At 35.2% G+C, this 19825-nt stretch carries 14 protein-coding genes; 7 read left to right on the plus strand and 7 right to left on the minus strand.

All coding sequences use genetic code 11. The features are described from left to right. The first annotated feature begins 279 nt into the window (after window positions 1-279). The 4 genes from ACY0M5_RS11690 to ACY0M5_RS11705 all read left to right on the plus strand — a co-directional run bounded on the left by ACY0M5_RS11690 (window position 280) and on the right by ACY0M5_RS11705 (window position 5948). The gene (locus ACY0M5_RS11690; RefSeq protein ID WP_461629246.1) at window positions 280-1875 is read left to right on the plus strand and encodes a MutS-related protein; all 1596 of its coding nucleotides are present in this window, start codon (window positions 280-282) and stop codon (window positions 1873-1875) included. Between the two features lie 121 nt (window positions 1876-1996). Further along, window positions 1997-3016 carry a hypothetical protein gene (locus ACY0M5_RS11695; RefSeq protein ID WP_461629247.1) on the plus strand — a complete coding sequence of 340 codons (1020 nt, stop codon included), beginning with the start codon at window positions 1997-1999 and terminating at the stop codon, window positions 3014-3016. Next, window positions 3013-5316 carry a hypothetical protein gene (locus tag ACY0M5_RS11700; RefSeq protein WP_461629248.1) on the plus strand — a complete coding sequence of 768 codons (2304 nt, stop codon included), beginning with the start codon at window positions 3013-3015 and terminating at the stop codon, window positions 5314-5316. Before ACY0M5_RS11695 ends, ACY0M5_RS11700 begins: the two co-directional genes overlap by 4 nt. A 206-nt stretch (window positions 5317-5522) precedes the next feature. Then, window positions 5523-5948 (plus strand): DUF3859 domain-containing protein, encoded by a 426-nt coding sequence (locus ACY0M5_RS11705; RefSeq protein ID WP_461629249.1) that lies wholly within the window; start codon window positions 5523-5525, stop codon window positions 5946-5948. A 220-nt stretch (window positions 5949-6168) separates the two neighbouring features. Here the strand turns inward: ACY0M5_RS11705 and purU are convergent, their stop codons facing one another. Further along, window positions 6169-7029, minus strand: coding sequence for a formyltetrahydrofolate deformylase (purU, locus tag ACY0M5_RS11710; RefSeq protein WP_156195876.1), 861 nt, complete (start codon window positions 7027-7029; stop codon window positions 6169-6171). Window positions 7030-7372: 343 nt separating this feature from the next. Further along, window positions 7373-8593: a 6-phosphofructokinase gene (locus ACY0M5_RS11715; RefSeq protein WP_461629250.1), complete on the minus strand. Its 1221-nt coding sequence runs from the start codon at window positions 8591-8593 to the stop codon at window positions 7373-7375. A gap of 359 nt (window positions 8594-8952) precedes the next feature. On the opposite strand from ACY0M5_RS11715, the gene ACY0M5_RS11720 reads away from it, so the two are divergent. After that, entirely contained in the window at window positions 8953-10875 is a 1923-nt protein-coding gene (locus tag ACY0M5_RS11720; protein ID WP_461629251.1) for an alpha/beta hydrolase family protein, read from the plus strand. 65 nt (window positions 10876-10940) lie between these two features. On the opposite strand, the gene ACY0M5_RS11725 is transcribed toward ACY0M5_RS11720, so the two are convergent. From ACY0M5_RS11725 to ACY0M5_RS11740, 4 genes are all read right to left on the minus strand, one after another. After that, complete coding sequence (locus tag ACY0M5_RS11725) at window positions 10941-12002, minus strand: hypothetical protein (protein ID WP_461629252.1); 1062 nt, start codon at window positions 12000-12002, stop codon at window positions 10941-10943. A 70-nt stretch (window positions 12003-12072) separates the two neighbouring features. After that, a complete protein-coding gene (locus ACY0M5_RS11730; protein WP_124991518.1) occupies window positions 12073-13452 on the minus strand; it encodes an alpha-amylase in 1380 nt (459 codons plus the stop codon). 364 nt (window positions 13453-13816) lie between these two features. Next, window positions 13817-14197, minus strand: coding sequence for a desulfoferrodoxin family protein (locus ACY0M5_RS11735; RefSeq protein WP_156195871.1), 381 nt, complete (start codon window positions 14195-14197; stop codon window positions 13817-13819). 60 nt (window positions 14198-14257) lie between these two features. Then, on the minus strand, window positions 14258-14890 hold the full coding sequence (locus ACY0M5_RS11740; protein ID WP_124991520.1) for a peroxiredoxin: 633 nt from the start codon (window positions 14888-14890) through the stop codon (window positions 14258-14260). 349 nt (window positions 14891-15239) lie between these two features. On the opposite strand from ACY0M5_RS11740, the gene ACY0M5_RS11745 reads away from it, so the two are divergent. Together ACY0M5_RS11745 and ACY0M5_RS11750 are read left to right on the plus strand one after the other, a co-directional pair. After that, on the plus strand, window positions 15240-16046 hold the full coding sequence (locus tag ACY0M5_RS11745; RefSeq protein ID WP_124991521.1) for an alpha/beta hydrolase: 807 nt from the start codon (window positions 15240-15242) through the stop codon (window positions 16044-16046). A gap of 63 nt (window positions 16047-16109) precedes the next feature. Further along, window positions 16110-17192 (plus strand): toxin-antitoxin system YwqK family antitoxin, encoded by a 1083-nt coding sequence (locus tag ACY0M5_RS11750; RefSeq protein ID WP_461629253.1) that lies wholly within the window; start codon window positions 16110-16112, stop codon window positions 17190-17192. 193 nt (window positions 17193-17385) lie between these two features. On the opposite strand, the gene ACY0M5_RS11755 is transcribed toward ACY0M5_RS11750, so the two are convergent. Next, window positions 17386-19611 (minus strand): alpha-L-rhamnosidase-related protein, encoded by a 2226-nt coding sequence (locus ACY0M5_RS11755; RefSeq protein ID WP_461629254.1) that lies wholly within the window; start codon window positions 19609-19611, stop codon window positions 17386-17388. Between the last annotated feature and the right edge of the window lie 214 nt (window positions 19612-19825).

Below are 19825 nucleotides of genomic sequence, written 5' to 3' on the forward strand. Positions count from 1 at the left end.
AACACACTTTAGACCTTTAATTTGGCATCAACAGCCTTGTCGAAGACCTTTTTCACCTATGAAATTGGCTTTGCAGTTGTGTTTGCCTAAAATTCACCCTTAGTTTTCTGATTACAGATGAGGAAGCTTAAATGTAAGATCTTAAATTAATGTTTTATTATGATTGGAATTGTTTATGATAATTATAAAGATTTGTTAGCTTTGGGACTGTTAAATTAATGATCAGAAAAAACAACAATGCTCAGATTTAAAACAGCGAAGATATAATTTGCACACAATATGATCTCTAACTTCAGGAAAAAACAAGCAGAACAATTAAAAGCCTCCTTTGGGAAGCTGAAAGATGAATCTTACAATTTTGAATTAATAGAGAGGTATTTTCGGAATAAAGACCATTCAACAACTCTTCAGGAACTTTCTGATAAAACTTGTAACGATCTTGATTTTGATGAGTTGTTTATGTTTCTGGATCGAACAAATTCAAAAGTTGGACAACAATACCTGTACAACAAATTGAGAGAGATTCCTTCTGATTCTAAAAATGTTGAATTGGACGAAGAGCTGATCAATCAATTTGCAACTGATTCTAATTTTCGACTTCAGATTCAAACCGAACTAACGAAACTAAATCATCGGGAGGCTTATTACATTTCTACTTTGTTTCAGGAAGGGTATTTAGAGCCGCCAAGATGGTTTTTTGTGATTCAATTGCTATCCTTTACCAGCATTTTATCTGTTCTTCTTTTGCCTTTTAATTTGAAAATGTTTTTTGTTTTAGGAGGTGTTTTTATTATTAACATCTGCTTTCATTTATGGAACAAAAGAAACTTATCGAGCTATTCTGACTCCATTCCTCAGCTCCTGATCCTTAAACGAGTTGCAAATAAACTGTTTCAAACTAAAAATTTAAAAAGGATTAATCCCCTTTTGAATGAATCGATTCAAACAACCAATCAGATTAGAAACAGAATGCTCATCTTTAAATTGGAGTCGAAAATTGGAGGTGATTTTCAAGTAATCTTTTGGTCCATTTTAGAGTTGTTGAAAATTTTATTTCTATTAGAGCCATTACTTTTGTTTGGCGTATTGAAACGTTTGGATTCCAGAAGAAAGGAAATTGAGAAGGTTTTCTCATTTGTGGGACGAATCGATGCGCTATTGTCTATTGCTTCCTTGCGAAAAGGCGGCGACTGCTGTATTCCCAAAATCGATGAGGAGAACAGTCGGATGGAAGCTCGTGAGATTTATCATCCATTAATTGTGAATTGTGTTCGAAATGATATTGAGGTAAACGATAAATCCATATTGCTTACCGGATCGAATATGTCGGGTAAAACTTCTCTTATTCGAGCCATTGGCATCAATGTTCTTACTGGATTAACGATGAATACCTGCTTTGCTAAATCAATGATGATTCCTCGAATTTGTATTTATTCTGCAATCCGTATTAGTGACGATTTAATGAATGACAAGAGCTACTATTTTGAAGAGGTTCTTACCATTAAAAACATGATTGACAAGTCGTGTAATGCAAAAGTCAGTTTGTTTTTGCTCGATGAGATTTTTAAAGGAACCAATACCGTCGAACGGATTTCTGCGGGGAAAGCAGTATTGTCTGCGCTTGCAAAAAATAACAATAGGGTATTCGTATCTACTCACGATATCGAATTAACCGATTTGTTGGAGAAGGAGTATGAATTGTATCACTTCAGTGAACTTGTGAGCGATAAATCGGTGGACTTTGACTACAAATTGAAGGAAGGAAAACTGAAAAACAGAAATGCAATCAGGATACTTGAAATAAATGATTTTCCGGAGCTGGTAATTAAGGAGGCGATGGCATTAGCAGAAGAACTGGATCGAAATAGGCTTTGAAGTTAAATAGTTTAGCTATTGTTTGAGCAATAAAGGGATAAAGTTTGGTATTATGATGATTCATAATTAAGTAAAATTACTATTTTTGTTCAATTTCTATAAAAATATAAATCTGTAAATTTTGAAAGTGAAAACTCATTTGTTGTCAGGCATGTTATTGCTTCTTATAACAACCTCCTGTTCTCAAAAAGATACCGCAAAGAAGGAAATCTCTTTTTATCATTGGAAATCGAAAGCTGAATTTAATAGTCAATATCAGGAATCTTTAAAGAGTGCAAATGCAAATAAAATCTATCTGCATTATTTTGATATAATATCGGAGCACGAACCCAATTGGTATGATGATGGTATTGTTCCAACTTATGTATTGAAAAGTGTTGCAAAGGAGTACAGGGAGTTTGAAATTGTTCCGGTTGTATATATTACCAATAGAGTTTTTCAGGTATCAGATCTGGAAATACAGAAATTATCCAATAGGATAAGAGATTTGGTTAACCAGATCAGTTTGAAACATTTTAACAAGCAAATTTCCCAAATTCAAATTGATTGTGATTGGACAGAAAGTACCAAATACGCTTATTTTGAATTGTTGGAAAACTTAGGTAAAGAATTTGATTTGGATGTGACCATTCGTTTGCATCAAATTAAATTTAAAGAAAGAACTGGGATTCCTCCCGTGAAGAAAGGTACATTAATGTTGTATAATGTTGGAGACTTAAAAAACATGAATCAGAATTCCATTCTGCAAAACAGCATTGTAAAACAGTACATCGATTCTGAAACCAAATATCCTTTGCCTTTGAATATTGCTTTGCCTCTTTTCTCTCAAACAGTAGTTAAGAATAAGGATAATGAAATTAAAATTATTAAAAATGCCGAGAGAACAATATTTAAAAACGATCCGCATTTTAAACAAGTTGATGTGAAAAATTTCCAAGTGGTAAAGGATACGCTCTGCAAGGGGTTTTATTTGAGTGAAGGTTATGAAATCAAATTGGAAGAATTATCTGTTGCTGAAATTGTGAATTCGTACCAAACAATAAAAGAAAGCAAACTAATTACGAACGGGATTATATTTTATCATATGGATGAAAAATCTCTTTCGAATATCAATCTTAGCGAATTAGTCGGAAAATTATGAAGAATATTTTAACTGGGTTATTAGTATTTATATCATCTGCAGTATTTGCATGTGGTGGAGGTGATTGGGAAGGAATGTGGTTTTATAACTTGTTTGCACAAACAAATATTTCAGCCAAAGAGTTCTATCCTTTTTTAAGGGATGATTACAATGCTTTTTATGGAGAAAATTCTTATTCAGAATCCAAGGAACCTGAATATCCTGAAGGGAATGTAAAATTGTGGAAAGAGATTCTTACGGGTTGGAGTACCGAAGAAATTGAAATGGCAATTTACAAGCCTGAAGATTTTAATTGGATCAATAAGGATTCTGAAACAGAAAAGAGAGCGAAACTCTATGTAGATTTTGCCCAAGAGTGCAGTGAAGCATTTAGTTATAGAACAAGAAGGAACTCGTGGGATTACGATGAGATTTTAGAGGAGAAGGATGTGAACACGGAAGCTTTACTTGAAAAGGCAAATTTATTGTTGAGTAGTGAGACTGACCCGCAATTACAAGCGCGTTACTACTATCAGATCATTCGCATTATGCATTATTCGAAAGCATGGGGTGAAGGCATAGGCTTTTATGAAGCAAAAGTTGAAAATAAAATACAAAAAAATGAGATTTACTATTATATTTTAGATCAAGTTGCCGGTTGTTATTATTCCACCGAAAATTATGAGAAGGCAGCTTACCTGTTCACAAAAATAGTGAGTAATAGTATCGATAGAAAAAAATCTGCATTCGTAAGTTTCAATTTTTGCACCTCTTTTGAGGCTGAAGGGCGGTCTTTTGTAAATGGAATTGAAGATGAAAAAGATTTACTCCTGATAACAAGTTTGCGCAATTTCTCCAATGAGACTGATAATATTAATAAGTTTATTGGGTTCGATGCTAATGATCGAAGAGTTGAGCTTTTATTTATGCGTGCATTAAATAATGTTGAACGCGATGTATGGCCTAAAAATATTGGTGTAGGAGAGAGCAGATTACCTAATTTGGAAGAAGGAGAGGATTACAACGAATTATTAAATATTGCCGAACTACAGCTTTCTAATCAGAAGGTGAAAAATACTGATTTCTGGAGAATGGCCGGTTCGTATTTGTCTTTTATCAGGAATGACATAAGTGAAGCAAAAAGAAAACTGGAGGCAGTAAAATCATTTGCAGATCAGAAAAAGATTCTGTCAATAGTTTATGAAGTTTTTTCCTGGGAGAATATTTCCATTGAAAATGAGAACTTTATTTCTCAGGTGCTTTCAAAATATCCTGACAAGGGAACTTGGCCAGTTGATTTTAATTCAGATCTAAAGAGTTTTATTAAAGCTAAAATCGCCAATCTTTACTATGCAAACAATCAAATAGCAAAAGCATTTCTTGTTCATAACCAATTGGAATCGGGTGGAGGTATTAGTTCTTTAGAGCTGTTAGATGCTTTGGAAGCTTTTTATAATAAGCCTGATAAAAGCGCTTACGAAAAAGAACTTTTGGAGAATAGGAGGAGTAACTACAAGTTTATTGATTATCTGAATTATCAGAAAGGTATTTATTATTTGTATCAGAAAAATGCAGAATCGGCATTGGAGTATTTTGGTAAGAGTACCAATTTGAGTGGCACAATATCTTTATCAAATAAAATATTTAGTAATAATATTATAGAATGTTTTTCCTGCGATGAAAAGGAAGTGATGGATGATGAAGTTTATAAAGCAGATTTGTTCTCTTTTATTAAACCAGACTTTTCTATTTCTGACTTGGCGGTTTATTTGATTGAATTAGAAAAGCTAACCGCTAACGAAAAACAGTGGAAAGCCAAATTGGCGAACTATTTATTAGCTAATTATTACTATAACATCTCAAATACAGGATATTACAGAGGGGCTTTAATTGGTGATTCCAACTGTTGTGATTATAATTACATTCATTATTCGAGTGATCATTATCAGTCCAGTGAAAACGGCGCTGATATTATTGCAAACAGAAAAGGGTTCAACCTTTCGGATATTACATCCTACAACAAAACTTATTTTGGGCTAAGTGAAATGTCCCTCGAGTTTTATCAGCGTGTAATTGAATTATCAACTGATAAGGAATTAAATGCCCGATGTCTTTATTTAATGGCAAAATGTGAATTGAATACTTATTACAATGAGGGAAGCAATGATACTTTTAAAGTTAATTTTAGTAAGTATAATGAATTGGAATTACCGAACTACAAAAGTTTTAAAACTCTGAAGGAGGATTATTCAGATACAAAATTTCATGAAATGATTATCAATCATTGCAGCTATTTTAGATTGTATAGTTCAACTCACTAGTAGGGACGTGTATTCGCGCTAACTATAAACAAGCAACTTTAAATTTTAAGTTGCTTGTTTTGTATCCTATTGTTTTAAAATAGACGAATAACAACTCTGAATACTTTTTCTTGAAGCCCACTCTGATTAGGAGTTGTGACAAAAAAAACTGTAGTTTTGCTGTTTTCATTCAAAGTGAGGCCATCAATCAGTTTAAAACAACAATAATGAATATAAAAATAGTTGATTACGGAATTTGTAAAGCGGTAGGAGAGACGAAGAAAGACATTGTTCCGGGTAGTACAACAGGATACTTTTTGCATTCTGACGATATGGAGTTTGTGGAAAAAACCGATGTTATTCATCCTACGGTAGGTTTGAGTTTTGGAATAAGTTATCAATTCGAAATTGATTCAGAGGAAGCGGAACTTGTTGATTTTGTGAGCAGGATAAGACATCCTAAGTTGGTGAATCCAATTAGTAAGGAACAATTTATGGAAACAACAGAGGAAAAAGACAGCTATACTGATGAGTTAGGCTATGACTTCTACACGTTTGAATTGGACTGGGAAATGCAGCTGGGGGAATGGATTTTTGAGATTATATATGGCGATAAGATAATGTGCAGCCAGACATTTATGCTGAAAGAATAATTTTTTTTGATGCTCTCACTTCGAGTGAGGGTATCAATCTGATCACAATAGCTTCCAAATCTCTTCCTTTTCGAATTAAATCTTTACCGGTATCCTTGTGCATAATTCGCATAATATCTTGCTCGATGATTGGTTCTTGCAGAAATTGTTTAGGGATTCCCAATAAATAGACCTTATTGGTATCCTCACTAGGAGTGAGAACACCAAGTTGTATTGTTAATTAAAAAACAATTGTACGGGTGCCATCTACAATAATGCGGTGTTCCGATTTGTAGGCAAGAGCCCGGGCCAGTACAATACGTTCCAGATCACGACCTTTACGGATCAAATCTTTAATGGTATCTTTGTGTGTAATACGCATAATATCCTGTTCAATAATTGGACCTTCGTCCAAATTTTCGGTTACAAAGTGACTGGTTGCTCCAATCATTTTTACACCGCGTTCATAAGCTTGTTTGTATGGGTTTCCTCCAACAAATCCAGGTAAAAAGGAATGGTGTATGTTGATTATCTTATTTTTGAACTCATGAATAAAGTTTGGTGATAAAACCTGCATGTATCGGGCTAACACCACCAAATCGATATTGTATTCTCTTAGTAAGGCAATCTCTTTGGCTTCCTGCTCCGGTTTGGTTTCTTTTGTTATCGGAAAAACATGGTATGGAATTCCGGCAGCATCGGCAATAGGTTTCAAATCCGGGTGATTCGATACGATCAAAGGAATTTCGATGTCGTACTCACTCATGTTATAGCGCCAAAGTATTTCCTGCAGACAATGGTCGTATTTCGAAACGAAAATGGCTACGCGTTGCTTCTGATTCGAAAATTCGATTCTCCAATGTGCATCAAACTCTTTGGCTAATGGTTCGAATGCTTCGTGAAGTTTGGAAGCAGGAATTGTCGAGTTGGACATGTTCCAGGCAATTCGCAAAGAGAAAAACTGCTGGTTTTGGTTTACATGTTCATCTAAATCGATAATGTTACCACCTATTTCGTAGATAAATTGAGTGATTTTGGCTACAATTCCGTTTTTATCGGGACAAGTGAAGAGTAAAAATGCGTTTACATTATTTTCAGACATAGTTATTTCATTGATACCGGAATAATAAATTCCGTGAATTAAAGTTCAAGTTGCTAATTTGCTTCAATATTGAACGATTTGTCCGTTAGGTAAGTAGTGTGTGATGCAAAAGTAGAAAATTTGGAGAATTATTAATTAAGATTTCTGAATTAATAATTGTATAAAACAAAATAAACCATTTTAGATCTGTATTATTTCATAATATGATACAATGAACCCGGGGCTTCAGTTGCTTTAGAGCATTCCCCGGGTTATATATTGTTAGAGTCTTTAGGATTTTTATATTATTTTTCCTTAGATTTTTATCCTATACACTTGGATCTTTCTACTTGGAACTTCTTTTCTACTCCCAATTCAAAATTCTGGTGAAAACATAGTTTTCCGCATCTGGAAGATATGCTTTTGCCGCTTCAACATCTTCGGCAGTAAGATAATGCAGGTTGTAGTTCAATACAGATTGTACACGCTGACTGTTTACATCAACCAAACGAGGTTTCACCTTTCCGTTTTCGTCTTCTACATCTTTAAGGAATAGAGGAGAAGCATCGCCTATAGGATCGACAGTCACCATACATTTCGAATGACCTTGCTTGAACAAGGTGTAAACACCATTTCCTAACAAGGTACACAAGCTAAGATCAAAACCGATTGGCCGGCAGCAACGGATCTCAAACCCCAGTTCAACCGGACGGGTTCCTATGTTCAGATTGTAGGTTTTCATTTTGCGCTGAATCACCATATTGAAAACATGCGCTTTGCTTACGTTGAACAATTCCGGATGTCCGTGAGCATCGTAGGTGAAATTAACGCCTGTGCTTTTGATTTCTTCATCGCTCATAAAATGGAAAACTCCTTCACTGATAATAGCAGCTCCGTAGTTTAAGCCCATTATTCTTCTCTTTATGATAGAGGAGATGACCAACTGAGCAATTTTTTCAGCTGAAATGCTGGTTTTGTTGAACATTTCAGGAATAATAATCATCGGAAAATGACAGGCAGTACCAATTCCGAAAGCCAGATGACCGGCTTCTCGTCCCATAGCGGCCAACACGAACCAGTTTTGAGACGTTCTGGCATCTTCGCACACTGTGGTTGCAATCTTAACTCCTTCGTCTTTAGCGGAGTGATATCCAAATGTTGGAGATCCTTCCGGCAAAGGAAGATCGTTGTCGATGGTTTTTGGTACGTGAATGTTAGAGATGTTTACCTTATTTTCTTCCAGATATTTTGAAATTCGGTTTGCAGTAGATGCTGTATCGTCGCCACCAATGGTAACCAATAGTTTTACATTGTTTTCAACGAAAAAATCGGTTGAGAAATCTGATTTTTTTGGTTTGAAGCGACTCATTTTTAGATGAGAACCACCTCTTGTAAAGATTCCATCAAGAGTTTCGAAGTCGAGATCGACCATTTTACGATCCTTAGAGAAAAGACCTTTGTAGCCTTCGTGCAAACCAATTACCCGGTAACCGTTTTTTAAAAATACTTTTCCTACACTACTAATCACGGTGTTGATGCCCGGAGCCGGACCTCCACCACACAGAATTACAACAGATTCTTTCATTGGATAAATGGATGTTTTATTTTAAAGATCCGGCAAAGATAGAGGAATTTGGAGAACTATACTTACTTTTTTTGTGTTGAGTAAGGTGCTAATGTGATTTGAATTGCTGCGTTAAGGATTGCAGTGGAAACCCCGGAACCTTCCTGCAGCGGTGAGAAAGGAAGGTGAGGAGTTGCAGCGAAAAGCCTGCCCAGCGCGATGCTTTGTGCGCAGGATAGGGGAACGCCCAAAAATTTATTGTAGAATGGTAAGTTGCTGTGAAATAATATTTTGTAAGCCGGTCACTTTGTCTTATTTTTACATAGACACCACTCTTTTAAGTACTTAAATAGATTTTCTAACCTTATTAAATCACAATTATGAAACGTAATTATTTGATTTTATTTGCCCTTTTACTCGTGTTGGCAGCTTGTCAGCCCGAAAAAAAAGTTGTTGAGATTCCTTCTTATAGTATCGAACAGTTTTATAAAAACACCAATGTGAGTGGCGGATCGTTCTCAAGCGATGGCAGTAAATTGTTGGTGAGTAGTAACGAAACAGGTATCTACAATCTGTTTGAGATTCCTGTTGATGGTTCTCCTGCCAAACAATTAACCAATTCGGAAAAGGAATCATTTTTTGGGTTGGCTTACTTTCCAAACAGCGATAAGGTGCTTTTGTCGTATGATCAGGGGGGAAACGAGAACAATCATATTTATATGAGAGATGTGGATGGTACGATAACCGATTTAACCCCTTTTGAAGGTGCAAGAGCTGGATTCTGGGGCTGGGACCGTAATGAAAAATCGTTTTACTACCAAAGTAACAAGCGCAATCCAAAGTTTATGGATTTGTATCAGCTTAGTCTGGAATCCATTGAAAAAGGTGATTTTACTGCGAAGTTATTGTATGAAAATAACGACGGATTGGATGTTGCTGCCAAAAGTAAGGACAATCGATATCTTGCCTTAACCCAAAGTATTACTACAAACAACAACGAAATGTATTTGTACGATAGAAAATCGGGCAAGAAAATGCACATTTCGGAGCATCCCGGTGATGCAACTTACAATCCACAGTTTTTTAGTTTGGATGGTAAGTATTTGTACTATTTAAGTAATGAAGATTCTGATTTTGTTTATCTGAATAAATACGACATTGAATCGGGAGAAAAGGAAATGGTTTTTAAGGCCGATTGGGATGTTTGGTATGCCTACGATTCGTACAATGAAAAATATCGGATTATTGGGATTAATGAAGATGGAAAAACCAATGTTAAGATGATTGATTTGGCAACGAATGAGGAAGTTAAGTTACCTGAGATTAAAGGTGGTGATATAAAATCGGTTGGTTTGACAAAAGACGAAAGTCGTGTTCGCCTGGTTGTTGGTACGTCGGTTTCTCCGAATAACATTTATGTTTTTGAACTGGGAGATACTGAAGCGAAAAAATTGACTGAAACTTTAAATCCGGAGATCGATCCTGCAAATTTAGTGGAAGCGAAAGTGATTCGTTACGAATCGTTTGACGGTGTTCAGATTCCAGCCATTTACTACCAACCTAAAATTGCAGCAACAGATCGCAAAGTACCTGCTGTGGTTTGGGTGCATGGTGGTCCGGGAGGACAATCAAGAGTGAGTTACTTTTCTTTAATTCAGTTTATGGTGAATCATGGTTATGCTGTTTTGGCAGTGAATAATCGTGGCAGCAGCGGTTATGGTAAGAAGTTTTACGCAATGGATGATAAGAAACATGGTGAGGAGGATTTAAAGGATTGTATCTGGGGAAAGAAATTTTTGGCTTCGACAGGTGTTGTTGATGAATCAAAAATTGGAATTATTGGTGGCTCGTATGGTGGTTACATGACCATGGCTGCTTTGACTTTTACTCCTGAAGAATTTGAGGTTGGAGTTAATATTTTTGGAGTGACCAATTGGTTGCGTACCTTAAAATCAATACCTCCGTACTGGGAATCATTCCGTAATGCTTTGTATGCCGAAATTGGCGACCCTACAACTATTGATTCGGTTGCTTTATACAATAAATCTCCCTTGTTTTTTGCTGATAAAGTAACGAAACCGTTAATGGTGCTGCAGGGAGCAAATGATGTTCGTGTTCTGAAAGCAGAATCGGATGAGATTGTTGAGGCTGTTAAAAAGAATGGCGTGCCGGTAGAATACATCGTGTTTGATGATGAAGGACATGGTTTCCGTAAAAAGGAAAATGAAATTAAAGGGTATGGACAGGTTGTTGTTTTCCTGGATAAATATTTAAAGAAAGAAGAAGTTCCGGTGGCTGAATAAGCGGAACCGTGAATAGAAATAAATGAGGGTGTTCAAAAAAAATTGGGCACCCTTTTAAATTTGTATTAAGATACCTTTTTGATCATTTTAAATGTTGGGTTAAATGAAAACACTTTTATTTTTTGCGGATGAATTTTTAGTGTGGAAAAATCTACTTTTATTTCCAAAGGAGGATGTTTAAAGTATCCAAAGTTAAGTTGTGTTTGCAGTCTGTCACCTTTTTTAAGGATAGATTTATGTCCTTCGGATTTTGTAACAGCACTTACCACCTGATGCCTTACTTTTTTTCCGATCTCAGGATCAATGCTGATTATTTGTATTGAATCGGGTGAGAAATTTAAATATTCACTGCTGTGATTAATTAATTTTAGGTTCAAGAAAAGGCTGTCGTTATCATGGTAAAATTTGGTTGTTAGTACAATTCCATTCATCACAATTTCTGTTTCAGAAAATTGAAGACTTGATTGTAAATTCTCTTTTACAACAGCATGGTTTGTTAATGAATTTTTGTGTGGTTTTTTAAGATAATTGAGTTGGATTGCTTCGATGTGCGAATTTTCTTTTGTTAGTTCGTATAGTGTAATTGAATGTTCATTGGCAAAACGATTGAGATAATTCGAAAATAATTTTTTGTTTGCATTGAATCGAATAACCTGATCTGTTATTGAATGACCATTTGTAGCTCTAATGAAATTGAAATCAATAAAATAACAACTATCTAAATCGCCTCTTTTTTCTGTTCGTGAGAATAAATATTTATTATTTATGGGTGTAAATTTATAGACGAATGATTGCGAGCTATCGGGAAGTAGTACAGTTTTGGGTCTAACCGAAATAGGATTGCTTCGGTGATTTTCCAGTGTTTGAATTTGAAGTAAGTAGGGGAAAATTACAATTGACGATTTTCTATTATTTCGGATTTGTCCGTAGAATAATAAAGTATCTCCGCTTGCATTAGCACATAGCCCGGAATTAACAAAAATTCCGTTTGAGTTTATTATACTTGGGGTTTCAAATTTAAGAGGATATTGTTTTTCCAGTTTGTCAGGTAATGCTAATTTATCTTGATTGGAACATGATGCTGTAAGATGGATAAAAAAAAGAATTGATAATAGTCGAATTAGCATAGCTGTGCAGTTTTTAGAGATCAAGTGGAAGCCATGACTTCTGTTAAAAAGCCATGGCTTAAATAGTAGTTTATTTTGAAGACCAAACGGTATATCCGTGAGGCGGAGCCTGAATTTTAACCCACTTGCCACTCTGAGTTACAGGTTCCCAACTTGAATTTCCTGTGTAATCTTTAATTGTTGTGCTTGACCAGTTGGTTTCAACCCATCTTTCCTGCCAACTATCTGAATTGTTGATATAAACAACTAGTCCCGGACCATTCCATCCATTTCTACGTGCTACATATTCATCATTATCATCATATAATATTGATGTGGTGCCACTAGCCAGATTATTGTGAATCCATATTAAATTATTCATTTTATCCTTGTCCAGCCATTCTTCATAATCACGATAGAAAACACATGGGTATCCTTCGTGAGTTAAAATATATGAATATGCTAGCATTTTATTCCAAATTTCATCAGTATCGTGATTGGTTACGAATGTAACTGCTCTGGTTGCATTCTGCTTCCACATCATGTTATTGTTTAATTTGGTCAGGTCATTTCCATCAAAAGCATCGTTCATTGCATAGTAACAGGCAAAATCGAATACGGAAGAATTAGCTTCATTGGCCCACCAATTAAGATAATCTACATTGCTGTCCCATAATTCCCCAACCGAGAATCCTCCTACAGAAGCATTCCATTCTCTTACAACCCATGGTTCAAATCCTTTCACATAATCAAAACGCCAACCATCAAAGCCCATTACATTTTTGTAGTATTTGGCCACAGAGTTGGAGTTGTTCCACAACCAATCCTGCACATAAGTCTTGCTGTGGCATAAGTCAGGATATCCGCCAAAAGCACCTAAATCATTTGTTTCAATATCATTAGGATGAAAATCATTGTAATTTCGATAGAACAAACCCGATAAAGGATTAAAGTCTGTCCAGGTATCTGTTCCTGTGTATGGATTTTGTTCTGATGCTCCTCCGCTATTGTGATTGATAACAATATCAGCATACACAAGCAATCCTTCGTTATGAGCAGAACTGATCAGATTTTGTAACTCTGCTGTTGATCCAAAACGAGTTTCGATTGATCCCATTTGATTGTATTGTCCAAAATCATAATAGTCGAAAGGATCGTAGCCCATAGAATAAGTTCCATTTTGTGCTTTGGAAGCAGGTGGTAACCAAATGGCATTAAAGCCGGCATTGCTCCAATCGGAAACCTTAGTATCAAGTGTGTTCCACCAATTACCGCCTGCAGGAACATCCCAATAAAAGGCTTGCATTAGTACACTGGCATTATTAGTGGTTTTGGTGGTTAAACTTGTCGTTTTAGTGATTTGAACCTCTGGCTGAAGTTCAGTCATTTCATCTTTGGAACAAGAGGAAAACATTAATCCCAAACTAAGTATGAGAGTTAAACTTAGGTAAAACAGGTCTCTCCTTTTCATAAGTAATAAAAATTTAGTAGTTAGTAATTAATTAAATGTTTGATTTTAAATAGTTGTTTATAGTCATGATATGTCTCTTCTATGTTTATAAAAGAAGAATGTTATAATTTATGATTAAATAAAAGTTTGCAGGTTCTATTTAATGATGTAATTGATGAAAAAACGCAACAAACGTTTGCGTAGGAGGGCTGAATATTAGATAGTAAGCGAATTTTAACGCAGTTTGATGCAACTAAAATTAAATTTGTTTAAAAATAAGAGCAAGAGACCCCGGAATTAAATGGTTTAATTAGGGTAGAGGTGGTATAAAATAAAACAGGGAAATCACAATTGATTTCCCTGTTTTATTATTTTGAATTAGTAGTTATTCTGCAACTTCCACCAATTTTTCATCTGAGTGCCATAAGCCATGTTTTGTACAGAAAGCTGCAGCGGTTAGTTTCATTTTACGGGATGGTACTATGTAAAAATCAACTTCAGCCTGATTGGCTTCACCACCTAAAATTCCTGTTGTAAAAGTAGCTTGTGTTAACATTTTTTCACCATCCCAAAGTTGAACCCAAGCAACATAGTGATCGAAATCATCCGGATGAGAATAGGCATCACCAATTTTCACTTTCACTTTAAATTTCTCACCTTTTTTAGCGGAGTCATCGCAGTGAATAAATGCAGAATGTCTGTCGATATAATCTTTCTTAGCTTCACCATCAATGGTGTTAATGTCTTGGTACCTGTTAATTTTCATGTTTTGCTTTTTTGATTTTATTCCCTGTAAAATTAGGGATGAGAGGATTGTTTTTTTTTATTAGTTTTTGCTTAGGTATTCTGCAACACCATCGGCAGTAGCTTGCATAGCTTCTTTTCCTTTGTTCCAGTTTGCAGGACAAACTTCGCCATTTTCTTCGAAATGCTGCAATGCATCAACCATACGAATTGCTTCATCAACACTTCTTCCCAATGGCAAATCGTTAATTACCGAGTGACGAACAGTGCCTTTTTTATCGATAAGGAATAATCCGCGGTAAGCAACAGGTGCCCCTGTAGATACTGCATTTCCTTCTTCATTGTAATCGTATTCTGAAGCTAATACGCCATAGTTTTCAGAAATAGTTTTCGATAAATCGGCCACTAAAGGATAAGTAACACCTTTAATACCACCTTTATTTTTATCAGTATTCAACCATGCAAAGTGAGAGTATTCTGAATCTACAGAACAACCAACAACAGCTACGTTTCTAGCTTCGAATTCTGCAAGTTTTTCCTGAAAGGCAATCAATTCGGTTGGACAAACAAAGGTGAAATCTAAAGGATAGAAGAAGAATACTACTTCCTGCTTACCAACAAATTGATCCAATGAAAAATTTTCAACAATCTGATTTCCGTTAACAACAGCACCGGCAGAGAATGATGGTGCTTTTTTACCAATTAAAGTTTGCATTTTATTTTGTGTTTTAATGATTATTAATCTTGCTTTTTGTAATGATTACAAATGTAGAATTGATTTGACTAAGGCACAAATTATATTAATCAATAATCTTTATACCTGCATCGAGAGAATTAATATCATTACTAATAGATTCTTTAACCATTCAGTCTTTCAGACAAATCTAATGCAAGGTAAAGGATAAAGGCTCATAAAGTTTTTATTTGAATGATAATTTTTAGTTTTGTAGAAGTTATCAGGTTTAGTTTGGATAAAAGTATCTTACTGTCTTGTCAGTATTGAAGAGGATATTTTTAAATTTAAACTGTTTCGGGAAAAGCTCCGATTAATAAATAAGAAAGAAATGCGGGTATTTGATAATATAATAGAACTTACTGATTTTAAGGATTGTGCAGGAGAAATAAATATATCGATATTTGAGACTGAAGAAAGATCCTGTGTACCGTATTTTGTTTATTTGCCTCCAAATTGGAGTGTGGAGGAAACTTATCCATTGGTTTTGTTTTTGCATGGGCAAGGTGGCGACGAAGGTACATTCAAGAAATACGTTAGGGCAGAACAATTGAATGACTGGATTAGCAATGGGGATCTTGAGCCGGTTGTAATTGCAGGAATTCGTGGAGATAATGATCGCGACAACGTTCAGTGGTTTTCAGAGCAAAATGAATGTCTATTAGTAAAAGAGCAGGGTGGTGAATTCATTCAGTTTTGTCAGAATTCTTTTAATGCAGGAGGTCATGGGAAACAGATTTCAATTGAAGGGCATTCACGCGGAGCTGCCGGAGCGATTCATTACTATTTGAAATATCCGGGTTTGTTTTCGTCAATTGTTGGAATGGGTTATGTAAGTGATTATACCTTGGAGAACAACTTCTTGCTTGGGCAAAACAATTTAGAGATTTTAAAAGGTGAATCAACACCGCTTAGACTTGAAATTGGTACTGAAGATAGTTTTGTCCGGACTAAGAATCGCAGAGCTAGTTTTGAAATGCATCAGTTCTTAAAAGAAAATGAGATAGATCACTCTTTTGATATATTGCATGGTGTTGAACATGGTTTTGATACCTATTGGAATTATTACAGCGACGAAGGAATGTTGAATGGTTTGTCGCATTTAAAGTTTCACGAACGAAGCAGAAATTGTAGGTAAATACTTCGCATAATATCAAAAAGTTATCTATTTTGTACATAATTATTTCAAAATTGAATTCTTATGAAATTAACCCGTTGCTTTTTTGTTTTTATCCTATTGCTTCCGCTTAAAAGTATAGCTCAGGATACTGTATATTTTAATCAGGATTGGCTGGTAGCTGAGAAAGAGAACGCTCAGTTTTTTTCAACAATAAATAAAATTAAAGAGAATCAATTTTTGGTAAAAGACTTTACAATTGATAACGTGCTTTTGTCGGAATATTATTATAAAGGTTTGCAGTCTGCTATTGATTGGACCAGACTCTACGAAGTGGGTTTTAATGAATATGCAATTGAAAATGGACCAAGCTGCGATTATTATCCTTCCGGAAGTAAAAAAAAGGAGTTCGAATTTGTGGATGGTCAGCAAAAAGGGGTGGTGACTTTTTGGCGGAAAAATGGAAAAAAAGAAAAGGAGTTTTTTGCTGTCAATAATATCGCGAATGGCATTTACTCAGAGTTTTACGAGAATGGAGAGCCTAGTTTAAGTGTGAAATTTTTGAATGATACTTTAAACGGACCGGCTATTTATTATTATCCGAATGGAGGGATATCCCATATGGGAAAGTTTAAAAAGGGAATTAAGTTTGGAGTTTGGACATACCTTTCGGAAGATGGCAAGCCTGTTGCCGAGGAGTTATATCAAAACACTTATTTTATTGATGGAGCTAAGGTAAATATTAGTTTCCCGGAAGGAGTGTGGTATTTATCGGAGAAGTACAAGGTTGACGACAGATTAAGTTTTCTTTTTTACAGATTAGGAATGAATGAAGATGAGAATACGAAAGATTTAGCATCTTGTCTGATTTCCTTAGAGGCTGTACCATCAGATATTGGTTTGATTGATTACTCTTCGCACAGAAGAAGACGTCTTTCTGTTGATGTAAAGAGAGTTATCCCTAAAGAGAAACAAATGTTTTTTCTTCCTCAAAGTATAGCTTATTTAGGAAACCATACCGATTCAGAAGATAATGAACGAACAACAATTGTTCTACATTCTCTTCAAGATGAAGTTGGAATGGAGTTAATTCTTGATTGTTCAAGTGAAAATTATGAAGATTTAAAAGCGGAATTTGAATACATACTGAAATCTCTTAAAAAGTAATAGTTCAAATGGCATTTTTCCAGATTAAGTATTTCAGCAACATTTTCATCATTTAGTTTTTTTCCAGCTAATTGTTTGTCGAATTCTCCAGAGTTTATGTTGTCATATATTTTTATTGTTCATTATGAAAAGTCATAATTGATTGAGAGCACTAAATTGTAAAGACTTAAGTGTAGTAATAAACCTTAAATATTTATCTTATTCTAATTATTCGAATTTTATCTATTCGAACCGTGTTAACCTCCTGATTCATATTTTTATTGAATTCTTCAAAACTAATCTTAAAGAAATTATTTCTATTTGTCAGATCAATGAGAAAGGAGTTGGAGTAGCCGTAATTATTCCAATCACCTTCGCCACGTTGTGGAAAAACGAGACTTCCTGCATAGCTGTTATTCACCCATAAACTCCGATTTGCACATTTGTTGTTGGTATTTACAGGGCCATTTCCGTTTGCGTATAAAAAATCGATATAGTACTTTCCTTCATTAGGAATTCGAATGTTAAAATAGAATTCCCGATTTTTTTTCTTGCTCAATTCAACATAGGAGGTTTTGGCATTGGAGTCAAATTGTTCAGCTTCAATATGTCTTTCATAATTGGAATCGTATACATACAGTGGCTCACTATAGAACGATAAATTTCCCAAACCATCGTCTATCTGAATTTGAAATTCGCTAGGTTTGCTAATGTGTACTTCTGACATATAATTGTCTTCGGTTTGCAGAAGAAGTTCTCCGTTACGGTATACACGGTAATGATCAGCATTTTCTTTTTTATCCCATAACAATTGATTTTTAGCAAAGCGGAGCGATGTGGTTTCGGGCGACACCATATTATCGACCATATTCAGTTCTGATTTGGTAGGCAACTGATTGTTCATTCTAATCTCAATTTTGTGTTTCCCTTCCATTTCTTTTGGCACGATGGGGCGTTGGTAATATTTTCCATCTAAGGAGTAGTAGTTAATTTTATTGCCAAAGCCGTAAATTTCGATGTCTAAGATTGCATTCTGATAGCGAAGCCCTTTGATGCTTTGTTTACCCTTGTATTCTCTGGGAATAAATGGTTTGAATTCTAAATAATCGGCTGTGTAATTCATTCCCATTAGAATTCGGTAAAAGGTAGATAAGGAACCGGCGACACTCCAAAGTTGACGGTCAGAATTGATTTCAGTTCCATTAAAATCACCATTTTCAATTAAAAGATTTTCTTTATTGGTGAGAAAGAGTGCACTTGACCGCAGCATGTTGGCAATTCCCCATTGAACACTTTCAACATTATTTGTCCTGCTTGAAGCCCAATTCCAATAAGCCTGCACAAAAGGCCAAATTGCCTGATTGTGATAGGCTGGTATGTTTGGAATCTGAGGATAGAAACATGGGGTTCCAAACTTGGTAACCGGAGTATTTGATATAATCTCTTTTTGTCTTTCTTCATTGGTGATATCCCATAGAACCATTAGTGCCTCACCCAAAGTTTCCGATTTATCCGAAAGCAATTGATTCTTTCTTCCGTAAAGATATTGTCCAAAATATTTTTTTTCGGGCAGCCATAGTTTTTCATTCAGGCTGTTTTTTAAGGCCTCCGAAATATCCTGATATTTTTGAACATCTTTTCCAAGTATTTTTCCCATTTTTATCAATACCTGCAGACTTTGGAAGTGTACGGCCTGAGTTCCCAAATTATAGGAGTTGTAAATGTCAATTGGTTCCATCCATTTTGGATAAGATTGTTCCCGCCAGTCTAAAAAAGAAGATTCTCCTTTAAATAGATATTTCTGATAGTCCCAAACCACATTAAGATCATCTTCAGTAGAATTCTTAATGATGAAATAAACCTTCCTCAACCAATCCATGTCTCCGGTAGACTTGTACAATTCCCAGGCTGCCGTTGACCAGATCATTCGATCAGAACTTACCGGCCAGGAACCTCCTGTGCCTGTGTCCTGTACAATTTTTCCATGCTTAACTTTTTTTAGCAAACTTTTTTTAGAAATTTCAGGATTCGTAATGGCAAGGGCTAAAATCACGCTGTAGCTGATGTCGCGGGTCCAAACACCATTCCATTTTTCACCTGTATTAAAAGTTGTGTCCGGAGCAATATTCTTTTCTATCTCCTCAAGCGAAAGCTGATAAATTGCATTGAGTAAAACATGATTCGATTCGTATTTGGGGTATTTGCTTAAGTTGGTATTAAGTTGCCATTCTTTACTATTCAATCCCGGGTAATTAGAGCTGATGTGCGAATTGTTGTGTGCTATAGCAGTATATTCTCCTTGCTCTATCCGATTAGGGAATACTGTAAAGTCTGAAGATTGATACAAAATGTAATCTTCAGGATTACATCGATTTAAAATTACTATCGAGAGTAGAATTGTAATAAAAATCAGGGACGGAATGAAAAACCATTTTTTCATTTGTGGTGTTTTTGATATGCTTTTAAAAGTAACAAATTATGGAAAACTAATAACAGATATTAAGAAATAATATTGTACAAGTTGTTGATAAGAATGCAAATCGTTCAAAAATTGCAATGTATGAATATTGGGATCTGAATGAGTCTTGAAAGCAACAATTAAGTCAAATAATTGTGTCATTAAAAAAGCGACCAAAGTCGCTTTTTTGTTGTGG

The sequence above is a fragment of the Labilibaculum euxinicum genome (genome assembly GCF_963678175.1).
Taxonomy (GTDB): Bacteria; Bacteroidota; Bacteroidia; order Bacteroidales; family Marinifilaceae; genus Labilibaculum; species Labilibaculum euxinus.

Coding starts and splice junctions, on each gene's coding strand:
- ACY0M5_RS11720 (WP_461629251.1), top strand. CDS start 8,953: ATGAAACGTAATTATTTGATTTTATTTGCCCTTTTACTCGTGTTGGCA.
- ACY0M5_RS11690 (WP_461629246.1), top strand. CDS start 280: ATGATCTCTAACTTCAGGAAAAAACAAGCAGAACAATTAAAAGCCTCC.
- ACY0M5_RS11750 (WP_461629253.1), top strand. CDS start 16,110: ATGAAATTAACCCGTTGCTTTTTTGTTTTTATCCTATTGCTTCCGCTT.
- ACY0M5_RS11700 (WP_461629248.1), top strand. CDS start 3,013: ATGAAGAATATTTTAACTGGGTTATTAGTATTTATATCATCTGCAGTA.
- ACY0M5_RS11735 (WP_156195871.1), bottom strand. CDS start 14,197: ATGAAAATTAACAGGTACCAAGACATTAACACCATTGATGGTGAAGCT.
- ACY0M5_RS11755 (WP_461629254.1), bottom strand. CDS start 19,611: ATGAAAAAATGGTTTTTCATTCCGTCCCTGATTTTTATTACAATTCTA.
- ACY0M5_RS11715 (WP_461629250.1), bottom strand. CDS start 8,593: ATGAAAGAATCTGTTGTAATTCTGTGTGGTGGAGGTCCGGCTCCGGGC.
- ACY0M5_RS11740 (WP_124991520.1), bottom strand. CDS start 14,890: ATGCAAACTTTAATTGGTAAAAAAGCACCATCATTCTCTGCCGGTGCT.
- ACY0M5_RS11730 (WP_124991518.1), bottom strand. CDS start 13,452: ATGAAAAGGAGAGACCTGTTTTACCTAAGTTTAACTCTCATACTTAGT.
- ACY0M5_RS11725 (WP_461629252.1), bottom strand. CDS start 12,002: ATGCTAATTCGACTATTATCAATTCTTTTTTTTATCCATCTTACAGCA.
- ACY0M5_RS11705 (WP_461629249.1), top strand. CDS start 5,523: ATGAATATAAAAATAGTTGATTACGGAATTTGTAAAGCGGTAGGAGAG.
- purU (WP_156195876.1), bottom strand. CDS start 7,029: ATGTCTGAAAATAATGTAAACGCATTTTTACTCTTCACTTGTCCCGAT.
- ACY0M5_RS11745 (WP_124991521.1), top strand. CDS start 15,240: ATGCGGGTATTTGATAATATAATAGAACTTACTGATTTTAAGGATTGT.